The sequence below is a fragment of the Methylobacterium isbiliense genome (assembly GCF_022179325.1).
In the GTDB taxonomy this organism is placed as follows: Bacteria; Pseudomonadota; Alphaproteobacteria; order Rhizobiales; family Beijerinckiaceae; genus Methylobacterium; species Methylobacterium isbiliense.
On the sequence record NZ_BPQQ01000039.1, the window covers coordinates 1 to 15918 of the forward strand.

A 15918-nucleotide genomic window follows, 5' to 3' on the forward strand; every position below is an offset into this window, starting at 1 on the left:
TGCCGTCCTGCGCGATGCCGACATGCGTTCGTTCAAGGCGGATCTCTGGCTGACCTTGGCGTCCGCGCAGGGCGAGATCCCGGGCCTGATCCGCGCCATCCGCGAGGGGCGCATTGACGGATCCTGCTACACGGGCGAGTGCGCCTGCCTCGTCGGCACAATCGCGAATGTGCGCGGGGTCTCCGCCTATCACATCGACAGGGGCGCGTCGCGACCGGCGGAGCAGTGGTTCGCGATGATCCGCCCTGGCGACAAGCCGGGCGACGACAGTGGCGGCGGCTTCGCGGCGCAATGGGCGCTCAACGAATGCTTGGAGTTCTGCCGGACGTTCGGGATCGACCCAGACGGCGAGCCGACGGTGCAGGTCTCGACCGGGGAGGCTGCGTGATGCGCACCTTCCCCTCCCACCGCACCGCTGACGGCCTGCTGGTCGTCCCCGTCGATTTCACCGCCCTGCGCCGCGCCCGCCGCCGCGAACAGGTCTCGTTCTGGGCGGCCTTTGTTGCCGCCCTCTCGGTCGCCCTGAGCTTCCTCGGCGGCGCCTACGGCCTCGCGACGGGCATCCTCTGATGGCCGCCCGCGATCTCCCCCGCCGCCGCGAGCGCTGTGACCTCTGCCGGGCGCTGTTTGTCATCTGGTGCGCCGCCGTCGGCTTCCTCGTCATCACGACCTGGGGGAGCGGCCTGTGATCCAGCGCACCACCCCCCACACCTACATCGCGGTCTGGCGCGAGCGCTCCGGCGACGAGTTCTGCGAGGAGACCACGGTCGGCAACGGCGCCCGGCTCCTCGCCATCGCCCTGGCGACCGGCGAGCGCCGCGGCTGGGCACTGGTCGAGGTCTACGAGCTGGACCTGACCGACCCGCGCGCGCCGGTCGCGCGCAACGCCACCGCCGAGGTGCTGGCGATGGTGGTCGAGCACATCGACCGTACCGACGCCATCGACGACCTGCCCGACTACCTCGAGGACGCGCTGCGCCGGCATGGCGTGCGGGGCCCGGCCGAGAAGTGGCCGGCGCGATCCGGCGCGGGCGAGCTCGACTTCATCGAGCAGGGCCGGCGTGAGATGCGGCTGCAGGTGACGGGGGCGAGCATCTGATGGCCGCCGTCATCCGCCTCGACACGCGCCAGCCGGTCGATCCCGCGCTGCTCCCCGCCTTCGGCTCGTTCCAGGCGCAGTTGCGCGCCGCGGCAGTGGCCGAGCACTCCGCCGCCCTGCTCCTCGTCGCGCAGGACATCGCCCATCTTGAGCAGCTGCTGCCCTACGCCGAGCCGGCCCTGGCCGGGCGGATGCGGCAGGTCCTGGCTCACGCCGCCAGCATCATCGTGCCCGAGCTGGACGCGGTGGGCGGCTACATCGAGGGGAGGCGCGCGTGAGCCGCACGGTCGAACAGGCCGCGACGGCGGCCGCCCTTGCTCTGCTGGACGCGCCGACGCCGCTGCACCCGCGCGACGCGAACGGCCGCGTCATCGCCGACGCGCTGGGCCGGCCGCGCGTGCTCATCCTGCCGACGCGGACGGATGACCCCGCCGGGGATCACGCGCTCGCCTGCGCCATCGCCCGGCTCATCAACGAGGCGGCCGGGGTTGCGCCGGAGGACGTCGAGCCTGTGGAGGCGCGCCCGGGCCGGGCTGTGTTCGGGCGGCGCGTTGGTGGTGTGGTGGGGGCGTGACGGCGATGCTCCTGCCCGACTCCGCCGCGCCCGGCGCCGCCGCCTCGCCGCCCGAACCCCTCGCTGACGGCATCCACTTCGGCCTCGACGAGGCGCGCTACCATGCCGACCTCGCCCTCGGTTCGTCCGACCTGAAGCGCCTCGCCGCCGAGCCGGCCGACTACTGGTTCGCCTCGCCGCTCAACCCGCACCGCGCGCCCGACGAGACCACGCCGGCGCAGGCGCTCGGCAAGGCGGTGCACAAGCTGGTGCTGGAGGGTGAGCAAGCATTCGCCTCGAGCTTCGTGCGCCGACCGGACGACCTCGCCCGCCTCACCGCGAAGGCGCGGGCCGAACTCGCGCCGAACGGCGAGACCGTGCTGCCGGGCGAGGACTTCGACCGGGTGCGCCTCGCGGCCGACCATGTGCTGGCGAACCCGCACCTGATCGCGAGCTTCGTCGGCGGCGCGCCCGAGGTCTCGATCGTCTGGACCGACGACGTGGACGGCGAGCCGGTGCGCCGGAAAACCCGGTTCGACTACCTCAAGCCCCGGGCGGTGGTCGACCTGAAGTCGGTCAGCCCGACGCGCGTCGCGAGCTTCCCGGAGACCTGCCGGCGCGCGCTCGCGCAATGGAACTACCCGGTGCAGGCCGCGGCCTACTTGCAGGCGCGCGGTCAGCTCGCGCGGTTCGTCGCCGAGGGTGCCGTGCATGGCGACCACGATCCGGCGTGGCTCGCCCGCGTCGCCGCCGCGCCCGCCTACGCCTTCGTGTTCGTCTTCTGGTCGACGGGCGATGCGCCGCTCACCTGGGGCACCGCGCTCTCGCCCGGGAACGACGTGGTGACGATCGCCGAGAAGGTCGTCGACACGGCGCTCTGGAACTACGTCGCGGCCCGCCGCGCGCACGGCCTTGATCGGCCATGGGTCGATCACGCCCCCCTCGAAGAACTCGACCTCGACGACCTCCCACGCTGGTGGGGCGGGTCGCGCTGACGCCTGGAGGATCCATGGGACAGCTCACCGTCGCACAGCAGCGCCAGCAGGCCGCCCAGGCCTTCCGCGGCGACTTCCAGCGGATGAGCGGCGAGATCGCCGCCGCGCTGCCGCCGCACATCCCGCCCGAGCGCTTCATGCGCGTCGTGCTGACGGCCGTGCAGGGCGATGCGGCGCTGCTGGAGGCTGACCGCAAGTCGCTGTTCGAGGCCAGCATGAAGGCGGCGCAGGACGGCCTGCTGCCGGACAAGCGCGAAGGCGCGCTCGTCATCTACGCGGGCAAGGTCCAGTGGCTGCCGATGATCGCGGGCGTGCTCAAGAAGGTGCGCAACAGCGGTGAGCTGGCGAGCATCGCCGCCCACGTCGTGCACGAGAACGACCGCTTCGCGTACGTGCTCGGCGACGAGGAGCGCATCGAGCACGAGCCGAAGCTCGACGGGCCGCGCGGCGCGCCCCGGGCGGCTTACGCGATCGCGAAGACGAAGGACGGCGGCATCTACCGCGAGGTGATGAGCCTGGAGGAGATCGAGAAGGTCCGCCGGGTCAGCCGGGCGGCGAACAAGGGGCCCTGGGTCGACTGGTGGGAGGAGATGGCGCGCAAGACGGTGCTGCGCCGCCTCGCCAAGCGCCTGCCGATGTCGACCGACATGGACGACCTGATCCGGCGGGACGACGAGCTCTACGACTTCGGCCGTCGCGGTGGTGGCGACCGCCCGTTCAAGGCGGTGGCGAACCCGCTCGCCGACCAGATCGAGCACCAGCCGTCGACGGAGGCACCCGAGGCGGACGCGGTCGACGACGAGCTCGACGCCGTCGAGGACCGCGGTGGCGAGGGCGACTTGGTCGACGACGCCAGCGACTTCCCCGGCGACGAGACCCTGCGCGCGATGGAGCGCGAGACAGGCCGCGGGCGCCGCGGCGCGGGCCGGGAGGGCTGAGCCATGCGCGCCTTGCCCATCCTCATCGAGGCGGACGGCGACACCACCCTGACCCTCACGGTCGGCACGGGCGCCGCCGCCCAGACGGTCACCGGTCTCCTCTGGGACGAGATGCTTGGCCTCGTCGCCGCGCTGTCCCACCACGAGATCCGCTCGACCTACTACGGCCTCAGTAAGGTCCGCGCGGCCGGCGCTGAGGAGCCGCCCTGCGTGCCCCGCCCGGCCGAGCCCGCGGAGCCGATGGTCACCGTGCGCATCCCGCTCGCCCAGGCGCGGCGGCTGTCGGAGGGCCTGTTAGACCTGCTGTGCTGGTCAGCCGGCTTCACCGCCGCCTGCGGCGATGACGTGCACCGCACGCCCTACGGGGTCGAGCAGACCCGCGAGACTCGCCGGCTCATCCGCACCGCCATCGCTGAGGCCACGGGCGAGGAGCCCGAGCCGCTGCCGTTCTGAGGAGGGGCCCATGCGATCCACCGCCACCCCGCGCTCCATCGGCGAGCGCATCTCCGCCCGCCGCCGCCGCATCGGCATCACGCAGGGCGAACTCGGCGCCACCGTCTGCCTCGGCCCGCGCACCATCTCGGACATCGAGCGCGGCAAGCGCGCCCCGGGCGTGCTGCTCCCGCGCCTCGCCGAAGCGCTCGGCCTGCACCCGCAGGATCTGACCGCGGAGTTCGACCCCATCGAGCCGGCCGGCGAGGAGCACGACCTGTTCAGCGCCTACCGCGCGCTGCCCGACGAGGGCCGCGCCTACGTCCGCAGCCTCGTCACTGAGGCAGCGGCCGGGAGGATCGCGCGATGAAGCTGTCCGACGCGCTCAGCGACTTCGACCTCGCCGACCTGGGCCATCGCCTACAGGCCGCCGCCCTCCACCAGGACCGGTGCCGGCGCCACGCCATGAGGCTGGGAGTGCCCGACGACTGCCCCGAGACCCGCCGGGCGGTGGCGAACGTCGACCTCGCGGCCGACGCCCTGGTGGGCGCCGAGCGGCTGGTGGCGACGGTGGTGCGCTTCCTCGCCGACGAGCGCACGGGCCGGCCCGAGCCGCGGACCGAGGCTGCGCGGGCGACGCCGCTTGCCATGCGCCGGCCCGGCTCGTCGCTCGGGCCCGTGGTGGTGCCGATGTCGGTGGAGGGGCGGTGATGCGCTATCGCTGGCCCCGCACCCTTCACGGCTGGAAGACGCTGTTCTGGCTCTGGCTCGGGCGCTGCCCGGTCCACCACAGCCGCCTGCGCGTCGACTGGGCTCCCTACGACGACGGACGCACCGCGTTCTGCTTCCGGTGCCATGGCATCGGCCTGTGGCCGCAGGGCGCGCGCGAGGCGCTGCGGCAGAACACGCTGGCGGCAGAGCGCCGCGAGTCCTCCGCCGAGGAGGGCCGCTGACATGCCCGCCCCCTGGACCAAGCCCGAGCGCACCGCGCTGCGCGACATGTGGCGCAAGGGCCTGCCGCCGGCCGTCATCGCGACGTCGCTGCGCGCGCGGTTCGGCCACCACTACCGGGCTGCGGACATCCCGGGTCGGGTGCGCGACTTCGGGTTCCTGGCCGATCATCCGGCCGCGCCGGCCGAGGCCGAGCCGCCGCCCGCGGTCGTCAGCCCGCCGCCGGCCGAGGAGCCCGCGGCTCGGCCGCAGCCCGCCGCTTGGTCCGAGCAGGCCATAGACCGGCTCAAGACCATGTGGCGGGACGGCGCGACCGGCCCCGCGATCGCCGCGGCGCTGACGCGGGAGTTCGGCGCGCCGCGCACGCGCAACGCCGTCATGGGCATGGTGCACCGGCTGGGGCTCAAGGGGCAGCAGGGGCGGCTGGCCGAGGAGCCGGTGGCGAGCCCGGGCGAGGCTCTCAGTGAGGCACCCCAGGCTCTCACTAGCGAGGCCGAGGCTCTCAGTTGCCCGGGCGAGAGCCCTGCAGAGAAACGCGACTCGCTACAGAACCCGACGCCGGAGCCGGAGTCTCAACACCTCGCCGCAGGCCCCACGTTAATTTTTCCGGCCACGAACGAGGCGGCGAAAATTAACACGCCGCCGGACCAGCAGGCGTCTGCCCATCCCAGGCCGGCTGCCGAACCCGCGCCGCCGGTGCTGACGATGGTGCGCCCCGAGCCCCGCCCGGCCAACTGGCCGCCCGCCGACGGCATCCCGATGGCCGACCTGCGGTGGGGCGAGTGCCGGTGGCCGGTGAGCGGGTTCCAGGCGGTGCAGCACCGGTTCTGTGCGGCCCGGGCGACGGGCGACTCCCCGTACTGCGCGGAGTATCGGCGGAGGGCCACGGCGCCGCGCGAGATGGGGCGCGGGCCGGGGCGGTATCCGGGGTGGGTGGATGGGGGTGTGGCGTGACGGAATCCGCCCTCACCGAAGGCCGCAAGGATGACGGCGGCAAGGATCCCTGGGACCTCGCGCCCTGGGATGCCTTCCGCGCCATCGTGCAGGTGCTGGCATTCGGCGCCCGGAAGTACGCGCCTCGCAACTGGGAGCGCGGCATGGCGTGGTCGCGCCTCTACGCGGCCCTGTTCCGCCACCTGACCGCGTGGTGGCAGGGCGAGAACGTGGACGCAGAGACCGGCCTGCCGCACCTCTGGCACGCCGGTGCCTGCATCGTCTTCCTCATCGCCTACGAACTGCGCGGCGTCGGCCAGGACGACCGCCCGACCGAGGGCGCGCCATGAAAATCTCCGTCTTCGTCTGCGCCAACGCCGACTGCCCGCCCGACCGCCTCTGGCTAGCGCGCATCGAGCGCGGGACCACCGCGACCACCGTGTTCGCGCCGACGCAGGCCGATGTGCGGGTGAAGGCGGAGGCGGCCGTGGCGGCCGAGCAGGAGCGGGCGCGCAGGGCGGGGAGGCCGGCTTGATGCGCGCCTACTACAACGAGGTAGACCCCTATGCGGCAGCCTGGATCCGCAATCTCATCGCCGCCGGACATGTTTGCCCCGGAGACGTGGACGAGCGGGATATCCGAGATGTCCGACCCGGCGACCTCGCCGGCTACACCCGCTGCCACTTCTTCGCGGGGATCGCGGTCTGGGACTATGCTCTTGGCCTTGCTGGCTGGCCAGCCGAGCGCCCCGTCTGGATCGGCTCCTGCCCCTGCCAACCTTTCAGCAAGGCAGGCCGCGGAGAGGGGTTTGCTGACGAGCGGCACCTGTGGCCGGCTTGGCACCACCTCATCCGAGAGCGCCGCCCTGCAACGATCCTTGGAGAGCAGGTTGCGGGAGTGGATGGCCTCGCGTGGCTCGACCTTGTTTCAGCTGACATGGAGGGCGAAGGCTACGCCCTTGCGGCGGCGGATATGCCAGCTGCGGGCGTTGGCGCCCCGCATATTCGACAGCGCTTGTGGTTCGTGGCCGACGCCGTGCGCGGTCGAGCCCCTGCAGGGAGCGAAGCATCAGCGCGAGACCAGAACGCGTGCGGAGCGAGGGGGCGGATGTGCGCCGAACCTCGCGACGGCCGCCTCTTTGGCAGCATGGCCGACGCCCCAAGCGAACGATGGGACCGGAGCGAACTCTCCGGAGCGGCAGAAACAGCGCCGGCTGGAGTCCCCGAAGCGGAAGGGCGGCGGGCCGCCGGGCTTCGCGAACCTGCGGGACGCGGCGCGACTGTCGGGCTGGGCGACCCCCGCCAGTCACGAGGCCGGCGGCACGCCAGAGCAATTCTTGGCGCGCAAGGAGAGGGCGCGGGCAAACGGAGCCGAGTTGGGCGTGAGCCTGACGAGCCTGTCGATGCAGGCGCAACTCGCTTCGTGGGCCACCCCGGCGGCCAGGGATTATCGGCGCGCGAACGCAACAAGCTACGCGGAGCGCGGCGGCGGGAAGAAGGGCGAACAGCTCAACAACCAAGTGGTGATGCATGGGCCGATGTCGAGTGGCTGCCCTGCCGAGACGGAAAAGCCCGGCCAACTCAACCCGGCCTTTTCCCGCTGGCTCATGGGGCTCCCGCCCGCGTGGGACGACTGCGCGCCTACGGCAACGCGATCGTCGCGCCGCTCGCGGCCGAGTTCATCCGCGCCGTCCTCGACCTGAGCGACGGCGAGGCGCCCCGACCTGGCGCCGGCCTTCCCCTGTTCGCCGCGGAGTGAGCCATGCCCCGCATCTCCCTCCGCGCCGAGTCCCTGCACGACCCCTACCTCGTCGGCAACGGCGAGTGGTGCCCCTCGTGCTGCCCGAACGGGGCGCCGCGGAGCATGAACACCCGCTGGTTCCGCCGCGGCTGCAACTCCTGCGCTGGCCGGGGCCGCATCGTCTTCACCGCCGAGGAAATCGTGGCGCGGACCGTCGCTGAGGCGCGGGCTGCGCGTGAGAGGAGCGCTTGATGTCAGCCGCCCCGTTGCCCCTGCCCGACCCGATCACCGACTGGGCGCTCGCCGCCACCCCACGCCCCGACGGCGCGGTCGACCTCGTGTTCAGCCTCTCCGGCCCGGCCGGCTCGACGACGCTTTGCCTGCTGCTCTCGCGGGAGGAGGCGCGGGAGCATGCCCAGGCGGCGCTCAGGGCGGCGGGGGATGGGGCGGAGCGGACGGGGCGGCTGTTCGAGGCGACGAGCCCCACCCGCCCCAACCCGACCCTGACCGCTGTGGAGTGAGGACGATGAGCTACGTGCAGATGGATCACGCCGGCTGGGTCGAGACCAACATGGCCGCGATGCGCCTGTGCGGGCGCAAGCCGCCGCGTGGCGACATCACCCGCGGCCCCTTCGCCTGCCCGGAGAAGCTGTCGCCGTTCCAGGCCCGCGTCATGAACATCCTCGGGCTCGTCGGCGGCGGGATCTACAACGCGCCGATCCCCTGGGACGCCGTGCAATGGAAAGGGTGGGGCCCGGACGCGATGGCCGTGCCGTGGCGCGCCTCGGCCGACCTCGCCACCTTCGACGGCCACGGGCTGACGGCACTCGTGTTCCTCTGCCACGAGGCGCGGATCCGCTGCTCGATCCGGAATCACGGCGTGAACCACCTGCTGCTGTGCTTCTGGCAGCGCGAGGCCTGCGGCGGGTCAATGCGCCGACATCCGAGCCTCGCCGAGGCGGTCGCGGCATTCCGCGCCTACCTGCCGGCCGATCACAGCATCATCCTGCCCGGCCCGGCGCCGGCCGTCGCGGCGGAGTGAGGACGATGGCTGAGGTCATCCGCAACCGGCCGCTGGCCGAGATCCTTGCAGACTACGTCGTCGGGCCGCCGCCGCGCGCGCCGCTCAAGGCGAACGAGCACTGCCGGCACTACAGCTACCGCAATACCGGGATCCGCGGGTTCATGCGGGGCGATCCGGGCGGCCCACAATGCGCCGTCGGGATCGACAACACCGAGCCGGGCGGGACCGCGAAGTGCATGCCGCCGCCCTACTGTGAGGGCCGGCCCTGCGGCCGCCGCGAGGAGTACACCGAGGACGAGCGCGCCGCGTGGAAGGCGCACGTCCGAAGGGCGATGGAGCGGTCGATCGTCGCCGGCTCTGCGATCCCGCGCGAGGGCGATAGCGGGGAGGTGGCCTGCCCGGCATGCGGCGAGGGCAGGATCCTATGGGCGCGGGCTCGGATCAACGGTCACCTGCACGCCACCTGCACCACCCCCCGCTGCTTCTCGGTGATGTCGTGAGGGCTCGCCCATGACCCGCATCGCCTGCTGCGTGCCCTTCTGCCGGAAGATGATCCGGGCCGAGCAGATCGAGCCCGCCGGCCGGACCGAATGGATGTGCCGGACCCACTTCAACGCGCTGCCGGCGATCCGGCGCCGCGCCTACCGGAAGGCCTGCAAGCGGCTGGGCAGCCTCCGGGCCCTGCCCGCCGTGCGCCTGTGGCGGCGGATCCGGGCGCAGGCGATCGAGGCTGCCGCCGGCATCAAGGGAGGCGTCCGTGTCGGATGAACCCCTCTACGAAATTATCAAGCAAGAGATGAGGCGTCGGATGTTCGTTGTGTTCGACCTGGATGGCACGCTGGCCCTGACCGATCACCGGGCGCACTTCCTGGATCGGCCCGGCAAGGAGAAGGACTGGCGCGGCTTCTACGCGGCGTGCGACCGCGACGAGCCCTGCCACCCGATCATCCGCACGCTGCTCGCACTCGACGCGACCGGCGCGGAGGTCGAGATCTGGTCGGGCCGGTCCGACGAGGTGGCGGACAAGACCCGGGCGTGGCTGGACGCGCACGGGCTCGGCCACATCCCGCTCCGCACCCGCCGGGCCGGCGATTACCGCCCGGACACGGTGCTCAAGGCCGAGTGGCTCGACGAGGGCAGGACGCCGGCGCTGGTGTTCGAGGACCGGGCGAGCGTGGTCGCCATGTGGCGCTCGCGCGGGATCGTCTGCTGCCAAGTCGCGCCGGGGGAGTTCTGATGAGCGACCCCGCCCGCACCGCCTACGAGGCGCGCTTCCACGGCTTCACGCTTGGGCCGCGCGGCGTCGCCCCGGCCTGGGACGACCTCGGGCCGGAGGGCCAGGCGGCGTGGCAGCGGGTGGCGGAGGCGGCGATCGCGGCGGCCGTCCCGCAGTCTCTCCGTGACGCCGGGCACGCGTGCCAACGCGCGCGCCGCGGCTCATGGCAGTATGCGGACGCCTGGTTCCGCTTCCAGGCGCGGGCGGCGGCGTTCGCGTGGCGGCTGCTCGAGAGAGGCGCCGATGCTCGGTGACCTCCAGGCTCGCGACCTGTTCGGCGTCGCCTTCACCGACACCATCAAGCGGTCCGCCACGCTCTCGCGCTGCGGCACCTACCGCTACACGCTCACCCGCACGTGGGGCGAGGGCGGGCACGTGTGCTTCATCGGCCTGAACCCTTCGACGGCAGACCACCGCGTTGACGATCCCACCGTGCGGCGCTGGATCCACTTCGCCCGGGCCTGGGGCTACGGCGGCTTCACGGCCGTGAACCTCTATCCCTTCCGCTCGTCCTGCCCGGCCGACTGCCGGGCGTGGTCGCGCTGGCAGGAGAACGGGCCGGACTGGCACGCCCGCGATCAGCTCTGGGCGAACGAGAACCACGTCGTGCGGGAGGCGAAGGCCGCCGCCCTGGTGGTGGCGTGCTGGGGCGCGGGCACGTGGGATCCCGAGTACGTCGACCACGTCTGCGAGCAGGTGCAGGAGGGCGAGGCGCCCTGGCCGGACCTGATGTGCTTCGCTCGATCGGCGGACGGCAGCCCGGTCCACCCGATGGCGCGCGGGCGTCACCGCGTGCCGGATGGTGCGCAGCCGGTGGTGTGGCGGAAGGGGGAGCGGTAGCGCATGGCCCGCGGCCACGCCGACGATCTCGCCTACGTGCCGGCGCCTCGGATTGAGGTCTCGCCGCGCCGAGGGCTGCGTCGAGAGGAGGCGGCCCGCTACGTCGGTGTGAGCCCGTCCAAGTTCGACACGATGGTGCGGGACGGCCGGATGCCGAAGCCAAAGCGCTTCGACGGGTGCGTGGTCTGGGACATCCGCCGCCTGGACTTGGCGTGGGACGCGCTCGGTGGTGATGATGCGGAGGAGAACCCATGGGATTGAGCGCCGTGGTCCGCATCGACCTGCCCTATGTCATCGCCGACACCGACCGGCACGGGAACGTGCGGTACTACTTCCGCCGCCGCCCGGCGAAGAAGGTGCGCCTCCCGGACCGCCCAGGCTCACCCGCGTTCCAGCGCGCCTATGAGGCGGCGCTGTCCACGAAGCCGGCCGAGACCGCGCCCGCGCGCGTGAAGCCTGGATCCTTCGCGGCCGTGATGCAGGCCTACCTCGCCAGCCCCGCCTACAAGAAGCTCGACGCCTCGACCCGCGGATGGCAGGCGCGCGCGCTCAAGGAGATCGCGGCCGACAAGGGCGAGCACCCGATCGCGATGATGCAACCCCGGCACGTCCGGCGCCTGCGCGACGCGAAGGCCGCAGAGACGCCGGCCGCCGCGAACACGATGCTCAAGGCGCTGCGCGCGCTGTTCCGGTGGGCGATGGAAGAGGATCTCGTCGAGGCCGACCCGACCCGCGACGTCAAGCGCGCCGCCTACGTGTCGAAGGGATTCCACAGCTGGACCCTCGACGAGGTCGAGCAGTTCGAGGCCCGGCACCCGGTCGGATCCAAGGCGCGCCTCGCGCTCGCGATCCTGCTCTACACCGCTTGCCGCCGTGAGGACGCGACGCGACTGGGCCGCCAGCACGTGAGGGGAGGGCGCCTGCGTTACGTCCAGGCCAAGAACGAGCACCGCAAGCCCGTCGAGGTGGACATCCCGCTGTTCCCCGACCTGGCCGACGCGATTGCGGGTGTGCCAGCCGGTCAGCTCACTTTCCTGATGACCGAGTACGGCAAGCCCTTCACGGTGGCCGGCTTCGGCAACCGCTTCCGGGCGTGGTGCGACGAGGCCGGCCTGCCGCATTGCTCGGCCCATGGCCTGCGCAAGGCTACCGCGGCCCGGCTCGCGGAGCGGGGCGCGACGCCGCACGAGATCATGGCCGTGACCGGTCACCAGACCATCGAGGAGGTGCAGCGCTACACGCGCGCAGCGCAGCGGGCGGGGCTCGCCGACCGGGCCATGGCACTCCTCGCGTGCGACGCGCCGGGTCCCACCGGGGGAGAGGGTAAAGGTCCCACCGGAGTCGAGTCTTTGAAAACAAAGGAGAATTTAGGCGCAGTGGCGCTCCCAAGGGGACTCGAACCCCTGTTTTCGCCGTGAGAGGGCGACGTCCTAGACCGCTAGACGATGGGAGCTTGCCTCAGCGATGGGCGGGGGTATAGCGACGGCGGCCGGGCTGCACAAGCCTCATTCGGCGGCGGTGCGGGGCTTTTCGCGAAGGGGGCTGGCGTGGGGGACGGAGAGGTGCGGCGCACGGAGCTCCCGGCGGACGGGGGCGCCGAGCGCCTCGACCGGGCGCTCGCGCGCGCATGGCCCGATCTGTCGCGCAGCCGTCTCCAGGTCCTGATCCGCGAGGGCGGCGTGACGCTCGACGGGGCCGCGATCCGCGATCCGTCGGTGAAGGTCGCGGGCGGCGCCCGCGTGGCCGTCACGGTGCCGCCGGCCGAGCCCGCCGTGCCGGAGCCGGAGGCCCGCGTCCTCGCGGTGGTCTACGAGGACGACGACCTCATCGTCATCGACAAGCCGCCCGGCCTCGTGGTGCATCCCGCGCCGGGTCATCACAGCGGCACGCTCGTCAACGCCCTCATCGCCCATTGCGGCGCCAGCCTCTCGGGGATCGGAGGGGTGCGCCGGCCCGGCATCGTGCACCGCCTCGACAAGGACACGAGCGGCCTGCTCGTGGTGGCCAAGAACGATGCGGCCCATCTCGGGCTGACGCTGCAATTCGCCGACCACGGCGTGACGGGCCGGCTCGAACGGGCCTATCTCGCCCTCGTCTGGGGTGTGCCGGACCCGCGGACCGGCACCATCGACGCCGCACTCGCGCGCTCGGAGCGCAACCGCGAGAAGATCGCGGTGGTGCGTCCCGAGCGGGGGCGGCGGGCGGTGACGCATTACCGCACCGAGGCGGTGCTGGGCGAGGCCGAGCCGGTCGGGCTCCTGCGCTGCCGCCTGGAGACCGGCCGCACGCACCAGATCCGGGTGCATCTCGCCCACCGCGGGCATCCGCTGCTCGGCGACGCGACCTACGGCGCGGCCTTCCGCACCAAGGCCGCGCGCCTCTCGCCCGCGGCGCGCGAGGCCCTCGCCGCCCTCGGGCGGCAGGCGCTCCATGCGGCGATCCTGGGCTTCGTCCATCCCCGCACGAACGCCTTCCTGCGCTTCGAGAGCCCGCCCCCGCCCGACCTCGCGCGGCTCCTGGCGGCCCTCGCGCCCTGAGCGTCCGGCGCGGCCTCGCGACATCGTGTCTCCGGTGAGAGTCGCGCATTCCGGCCGATGTGCGAATGGCAACGGACGCACCAAGCGGCGCATCGTGCGTTGTAGGGCGACGGACGCCACCGCCGCCGCGTCCCTACCCGCCGACCCCGCCCTCTGCTATACAGGCAGATCGGACGGCCGGCCGCTCGGAGGCCGTTCACGCTCGCCCGGACCGGGGAGCTTCCAGGAGGTATGAATGGCTGCTGCACTGCCCGTGCTCGCCAATGAAGGGGGCCTGTCCCGCTATCTCGACGAGATCCGCCGGTTTCCGATGCTGGAGCCGACGGAGGAGTACATGCTCGCCAAGAGCTGGCGCGAGCATGGCGATCGCGACGCCGCCCACAAGCTCGTCACGTCCCACCTGCGGCTCGTGGCCAAGATCGCCATGGGCTATCGCGGCTACGGCCTGCCGATCGGCGAGGTGGTGTCGGAAGGCAATGTCGGCCTGATGCAGGCCGTCAAGCGCTTCGACCCCGACAAGGGCTTCCGCCTCGCCACCTATGCGATGTGGTGGATCAAGGCGGCGATTCAAGAATACATCCTGCGCTCGTGGTCGCTCGTGAAGATGGGCACGACCGCGAACCAGAAGAAGCTGTTCTTCAACCTGCGCAAGGCGAAGGGCCGCATCTCGGCCCTCGACGAGGGCGACCTCAAGCCCGAGCAGGTCAAGCAGATCGCCACCCGTCTCGGCGTGCCCGAGCAGGACGTGATCGACATGAACCGCCGCCTCAGCGGCGACGCCTCCCTCAACGCGCCCCTGCGCGAGGAGGGCGAGGGCGAATGGCAGGACTGGCTCGTGGACGACAGCCCGACCCAGGAGACCGTGCTCGCCCGCGAGGAGGAGGGGCAGAACCGCCTCGCCGCCCTGCGCGACGCCCTCGACGTGCTCAACCCGCGCGAGCGGCGCATCTTCGAGGCGCGCCGGCTCGCCGAGGATCCGATCACCCTGGAGGATCTGTCGAGCGAGTTCGGGGTGTCGCGCGAGCGCGTGCGCCAGATCGAGGTGCGCGCCTTCGAGAAGGTGCAGGACGCGGTCAAGCGCAACCTCGCGACCCGCGAGACCGCGCGCCCCGGCGTCCCAGCCTGAGCCTCAGGCGCCGCAGCGCCCGCCCGACCGGCAACGCAGGACCCGCGGCAGAGAGACGTGCACGATCCGGCGAAGACCATCATGCCGTCGCGCGGAGGTCACTGCCACTGCGCGAAGGCCTCGCGCATCACCCGCTCGCCGGCCGAGCCCTTCTCGAAGGTCAGGATCGCCCGGGTGTTCGAGGCATAGCGCAGCGGCAGGTCAATCCAGTTGCGCCGCAGCAGCAGGTCCGTGTTGCGCTCCACGTCGCCCTTCAGGTTCGACAGCCCGATCAGAAACAGGTTCTCGCGCACCGGCACCGGCAGCCCCGACACGGGTGAGCCGCGCCCGCTCTCGTCGTCCTTGAACTGGAGCAGGCCGACATCGCGCACCGCCCGCGCCGGATCGGTGGGCGTGAAGGTGAGTTCGATCACGTGCGAGGCCGGCAGGGCCGCATCGGTGTTGCGGCGGATCACGAGGCTGAGCGAGAGACCGGCCTCCTGCGCCTCCACCTCCGCCCGCACCACGGTCTGGAGCGGCTGGCCCTGGCCGGCATTGACCGCGTCCAGGCGCCAGACGACCCGCGCGGGGATCGCCCGCGGCTGGCTGCCCTGGGCGCCGGTCTCCTCGAACAGCGTGGCGCGCTGCGCCACCGCGATCTCGTTGCCGCCACGCGCCGCCGGAGCGGGAGCCGGCGCGGCGGGCGCCCGCTCGCCGCCGACCCGGTCGGCGAACTTCGAATCCTGGTTCTCGGGGGGGCGTTCGGCCGCGGGCTCGCCGAGGCGCGACTGCAGCGTCTCCGGGGTGTCGCGCAGGGACCATGCCGTGACCGCGATGGCGCCGATCACCAGGGCGAGCACCAGCGCCACGATGCCGTTGCGCAGGAGGCGGGAGCGGCCGCCCTTCGGCCGCACCACCTCGATGCGCGGGCGCTGGCGGCCGGCCGGGTTCTCCTCGGCGGCGGCCTCGGGCGCGGGCGCCTCGGCCGAAGGCGGCGGCTTCGGGCGCTCGGGCTCCGGCACCTTCAGGGCGATCGGCGGGCCGGGTTCGGGCAGCGCATCGTCGGCCGGGGGCGGCGGGAGCGTGGGCTCGGGTTCGGGACGGGTCGGCGCGGGGTCGGGCGCCGGCGTCGGCGCCTCGCCGCCGTGCTCGTCTTCGAGCCGCGCGATCGCGGCATCGAGCGAGCGGCACTCCGCCGCGATGTCCTCCTCCGAGAGCGGCGGGTCGAGGGTGCGCAGCTGGGCGGTCAGCGCGCTGCGCGCACGGTCGTAGACCGCCCTGCGCATGTCCGGCGAGCGGTCGGGCAGGGCGTCGAGGGCGCGGGCGAGCAGGGGATAGTAATCGGCCATGGTCCGCGCCTGCCATGTCGCGGCCCGCGCGCTGCGTCAAGCAGGCGGAGCCGTGCCGGGATGGGGCTCATGCCGAATCCGCCCGATTCCGTCGGGACGGCGGCCCCGGTCTTCGCTCGAGCCTGCGGAGCTCAGGCTCCGCCGCG

General features: G+C 72.7%; 28 protein-coding genes, 1 tRNA gene and 1 pseudogene. 28 read left to right on the forward strand and 2 right to left on the reverse strand.

Annotated elements, in window-relative coordinates; genetic code table 11:
* The 26 genes and pseudogenes from MFF61_RS16935 to MFF61_RS17055 form a co-directional block, all read left to right on the forward strand.
* The coding region (locus MFF61_RS16935) for a hypothetical protein (protein ID WP_238236362.1) at positions 1 to 388 on the forward strand (388 nt) is incomplete at its 5' end.
* A complete protein-coding gene (locus MFF61_RS16940; protein ID WP_238236364.1) occupies positions 388 to 570 on the forward strand; it encodes a hypothetical protein in 183 nt (60 codons plus the stop codon). The genes MFF61_RS16935 and MFF61_RS16940, both read left to right, overlap by 1 nt.
* Before the next feature lie 115 nt (positions 571 to 685).
* Positions 686 to 1099, forward strand: a complete 414-nt coding sequence (locus MFF61_RS16945; RefSeq protein ID WP_238236365.1) for a hypothetical protein — start codon at positions 686 to 688, stop codon at positions 1097 to 1099.
* Positions 1099 to 1377 (forward strand): hypothetical protein, encoded by a 279-nt coding sequence (locus tag MFF61_RS16950; protein ID WP_238236366.1) that lies wholly within the window; start codon positions 1099 to 1101, stop codon positions 1375 to 1377. The genes MFF61_RS16945 and MFF61_RS16950 overlap by 1 nt, the downstream gene beginning before the upstream one ends.
* A complete protein-coding gene (locus MFF61_RS16955; RefSeq protein ID WP_238236367.1) occupies positions 1374 to 1673 on the forward strand; it encodes a hypothetical protein in 300 nt (99 codons plus the stop codon). Before MFF61_RS16950 ends, MFF61_RS16955 begins: the two co-directional genes overlap by 4 nt.
* A gap of 5 nt (positions 1674 to 1678) precedes the next feature.
* The gene (locus tag MFF61_RS16960) at positions 1679 to 2647 is read left to right on the forward strand and encodes a PD-(D/E)XK nuclease-like domain-containing protein (RefSeq protein ID WP_238236368.1); all 969 of its coding nucleotides are present in this window, start codon (positions 1679 to 1681) and stop codon (positions 2645 to 2647) included.
* A 14-nt stretch (positions 2648 to 2661) separates the two neighbouring features.
* Entirely contained in the window at positions 2662 to 3585 is a 924-nt protein-coding gene (locus MFF61_RS16965) for a recombinase RecT (protein ID WP_238236369.1), read from the forward strand.
* 3 nt (positions 3586 to 3588) lie between these two features.
* Positions 3589 to 4038: a hypothetical protein gene (locus tag MFF61_RS16970; RefSeq protein WP_238236370.1), complete on the forward strand. Its 450-nt coding sequence runs from the start codon at positions 3589 to 3591 to the stop codon at positions 4036 to 4038.
* A 10-nt stretch (positions 4039 to 4048) separates the two neighbouring features.
* The gene (locus tag MFF61_RS16975; RefSeq protein ID WP_238236371.1) at positions 4049 to 4387 is read left to right on the forward strand and encodes a helix-turn-helix domain-containing protein; all 339 of its coding nucleotides are present in this window, start codon (positions 4049 to 4051) and stop codon (positions 4385 to 4387) included.
* Positions 4384 to 4728, forward strand: a complete 345-nt coding sequence (locus MFF61_RS16980; RefSeq protein WP_238236373.1) for a hypothetical protein — start codon at positions 4384 to 4386, stop codon at positions 4726 to 4728. The genes MFF61_RS16975 and MFF61_RS16980 overlap by 4 nt, the downstream gene beginning before the upstream one ends.
* Positions 4728 to 4970: a hypothetical protein gene (locus MFF61_RS16985; RefSeq protein ID WP_238236374.1), complete on the forward strand. Its 243-nt coding sequence runs from the start codon at positions 4728 to 4730 to the stop codon at positions 4968 to 4970. The genes MFF61_RS16980 and MFF61_RS16985 overlap by 1 nt, the downstream gene beginning before the upstream one ends.
* 1 nt (position 4971) lies before the next feature.
* Positions 4972 to 5922: a GcrA family cell cycle regulator gene (locus tag MFF61_RS16990; protein ID WP_238236375.1), complete on the forward strand. Its 951-nt coding sequence runs from the start codon at positions 4972 to 4974 to the stop codon at positions 5920 to 5922.
* Positions 5919 to 6251, forward strand: coding sequence for a dATP/dGTP diphosphohydrolase domain-containing protein (locus MFF61_RS16995; protein WP_238236376.1), 333 nt, complete (start codon positions 5919 to 5921; stop codon positions 6249 to 6251). Before MFF61_RS16990 ends, MFF61_RS16995 begins: the two co-directional genes overlap by 4 nt.
* Positions 6248 to 6436, forward strand: coding sequence for a hypothetical protein (locus MFF61_RS17000; protein WP_238236377.1), 189 nt, complete (start codon positions 6248 to 6250; stop codon positions 6434 to 6436). Before MFF61_RS16995 ends, MFF61_RS17000 begins: the two co-directional genes overlap by 4 nt.
* Positions 6436 to 6918: pseudogene (locus MFF61_RS17005) on the forward strand (DNA cytosine methyltransferase); the annotation flags it as partial. The gene MFF61_RS17000 and the pseudogene MFF61_RS17005, both read left to right, overlap by 1 nt.
* A gap of 606 nt (positions 6919 to 7524) precedes the next feature.
* The gene (locus tag MFF61_RS33870; RefSeq protein ID WP_283206009.1) at positions 7525 to 7659 is read left to right on the forward strand and encodes a hypothetical protein; all 135 of its coding nucleotides are present in this window, start codon (positions 7525 to 7527) and stop codon (positions 7657 to 7659) included.
* Positions 7660 to 7662: 3 nt separating this feature from the next.
* Positions 7663 to 7893: a hypothetical protein gene (locus tag MFF61_RS17010; RefSeq protein WP_238236379.1), complete on the forward strand. Its 231-nt coding sequence runs from the start codon at positions 7663 to 7665 to the stop codon at positions 7891 to 7893.
* The gene (locus tag MFF61_RS17015; RefSeq protein ID WP_238236380.1) at positions 7893 to 8162 is read left to right on the forward strand and encodes a hypothetical protein; all 270 of its coding nucleotides are present in this window, start codon (positions 7893 to 7895) and stop codon (positions 8160 to 8162) included. The genes MFF61_RS17010 and MFF61_RS17015 overlap by 1 nt, the downstream gene beginning before the upstream one ends.
* Before the next feature lie 5 nt (positions 8163 to 8167).
* Entirely contained in the window at positions 8168 to 8683 is a 516-nt protein-coding gene (locus tag MFF61_RS17020; RefSeq protein WP_238236381.1) for a hypothetical protein, read from the forward strand.
* 5 nt (positions 8684 to 8688) lie between these two features.
* On the forward strand, positions 8689 to 9165 hold the full coding sequence (locus MFF61_RS17025) for a hypothetical protein (RefSeq protein ID WP_238236383.1): 477 nt from the start codon (positions 8689 to 8691) through the stop codon (positions 9163 to 9165).
* 10 nt (positions 9166 to 9175) lie between these two features.
* Entirely contained in the window at positions 9176 to 9433 is a 258-nt protein-coding gene (locus MFF61_RS17030; RefSeq protein WP_238236384.1) for a hypothetical protein, read from the forward strand.
* A 40-nt stretch (positions 9434 to 9473) separates the two neighbouring features.
* Positions 9474 to 9902, forward strand: coding sequence for a phosphatase domain-containing protein (locus MFF61_RS17035; protein ID WP_238236385.1), 429 nt, complete (start codon positions 9474 to 9476; stop codon positions 9900 to 9902).
* Positions 9902 to 10195 carry a hypothetical protein gene (locus MFF61_RS17040; RefSeq protein ID WP_238236386.1) on the forward strand — a complete coding sequence of 98 codons (294 nt, stop codon included), beginning with the start codon at positions 9902 to 9904 and terminating at the stop codon, positions 10193 to 10195. Before MFF61_RS17035 ends, MFF61_RS17040 begins: the two co-directional genes overlap by 1 nt.
* Positions 10185 to 10781 carry a DUF1643 domain-containing protein gene (locus MFF61_RS17045; protein WP_238236387.1) on the forward strand — a complete coding sequence of 199 codons (597 nt, stop codon included), beginning with the start codon at positions 10185 to 10187 and terminating at the stop codon, positions 10779 to 10781. The genes MFF61_RS17040 and MFF61_RS17045 overlap by 11 nt, the downstream gene beginning before the upstream one ends.
* 3 nt (positions 10782 to 10784) lie before the next feature.
* Positions 10785 to 11042, forward strand: a complete 258-nt coding sequence (locus MFF61_RS17050) for a helix-turn-helix transcriptional regulator (RefSeq protein ID WP_238236388.1) — start codon at positions 10785 to 10787, stop codon at positions 11040 to 11042.
* Between the two features lie 215 nt (positions 11043 to 11257).
* A complete protein-coding gene (locus MFF61_RS17055) occupies positions 11258 to 12199 on the forward strand; it encodes a tyrosine-type recombinase/integrase (protein WP_373324723.1) in 942 nt (313 codons plus the stop codon).
* Here the strand turns inward: MFF61_RS17055 and MFF61_RS17060 are convergent.
* Positions 12159 to 12234: transfer RNA gene (locus tag MFF61_RS17060), tRNA-Glu, on the reverse strand. The two genes, MFF61_RS17055 and MFF61_RS17060, sit on opposite strands and share 41 nt — an antisense overlap.
* A gap of 109 nt (positions 12235 to 12343) precedes the next feature.
* On the opposite strand from MFF61_RS17060, the gene MFF61_RS17065 reads away from it, so the two are divergent.
* Together MFF61_RS17065 and rpoH are read left to right on the forward strand one after the other, a co-directional pair.
* Positions 12344 to 13318: an RluA family pseudouridine synthase gene (locus MFF61_RS17065; protein ID WP_238236391.1), complete on the forward strand. Its 975-nt coding sequence runs from the start codon at positions 12344 to 12346 to the stop codon at positions 13316 to 13318.
* Positions 13319 to 13553: 235 nt separating this feature from the next.
* Positions 13554 to 14444 (forward strand): RNA polymerase sigma factor RpoH, encoded by an 891-nt coding sequence (rpoH, locus tag MFF61_RS17070; RefSeq protein WP_238236392.1) that lies wholly within the window; start codon positions 13554 to 13556, stop codon positions 14442 to 14444.
* Positions 14445 to 14542: 98 nt separating this feature from the next.
* Here rpoH and MFF61_RS17075 read toward each other — a convergent pair whose 3' ends face one another.
* The gene (locus tag MFF61_RS17075) at positions 14543 to 15772 is read right to left on the reverse strand and encodes a histidine kinase (RefSeq protein WP_238236393.1); all 1230 of its coding nucleotides are present in this window, start codon (positions 15770 to 15772) and stop codon (positions 14543 to 14545) included.
* Positions 15773 to 15918: the final 146 nt, after the last annotated feature.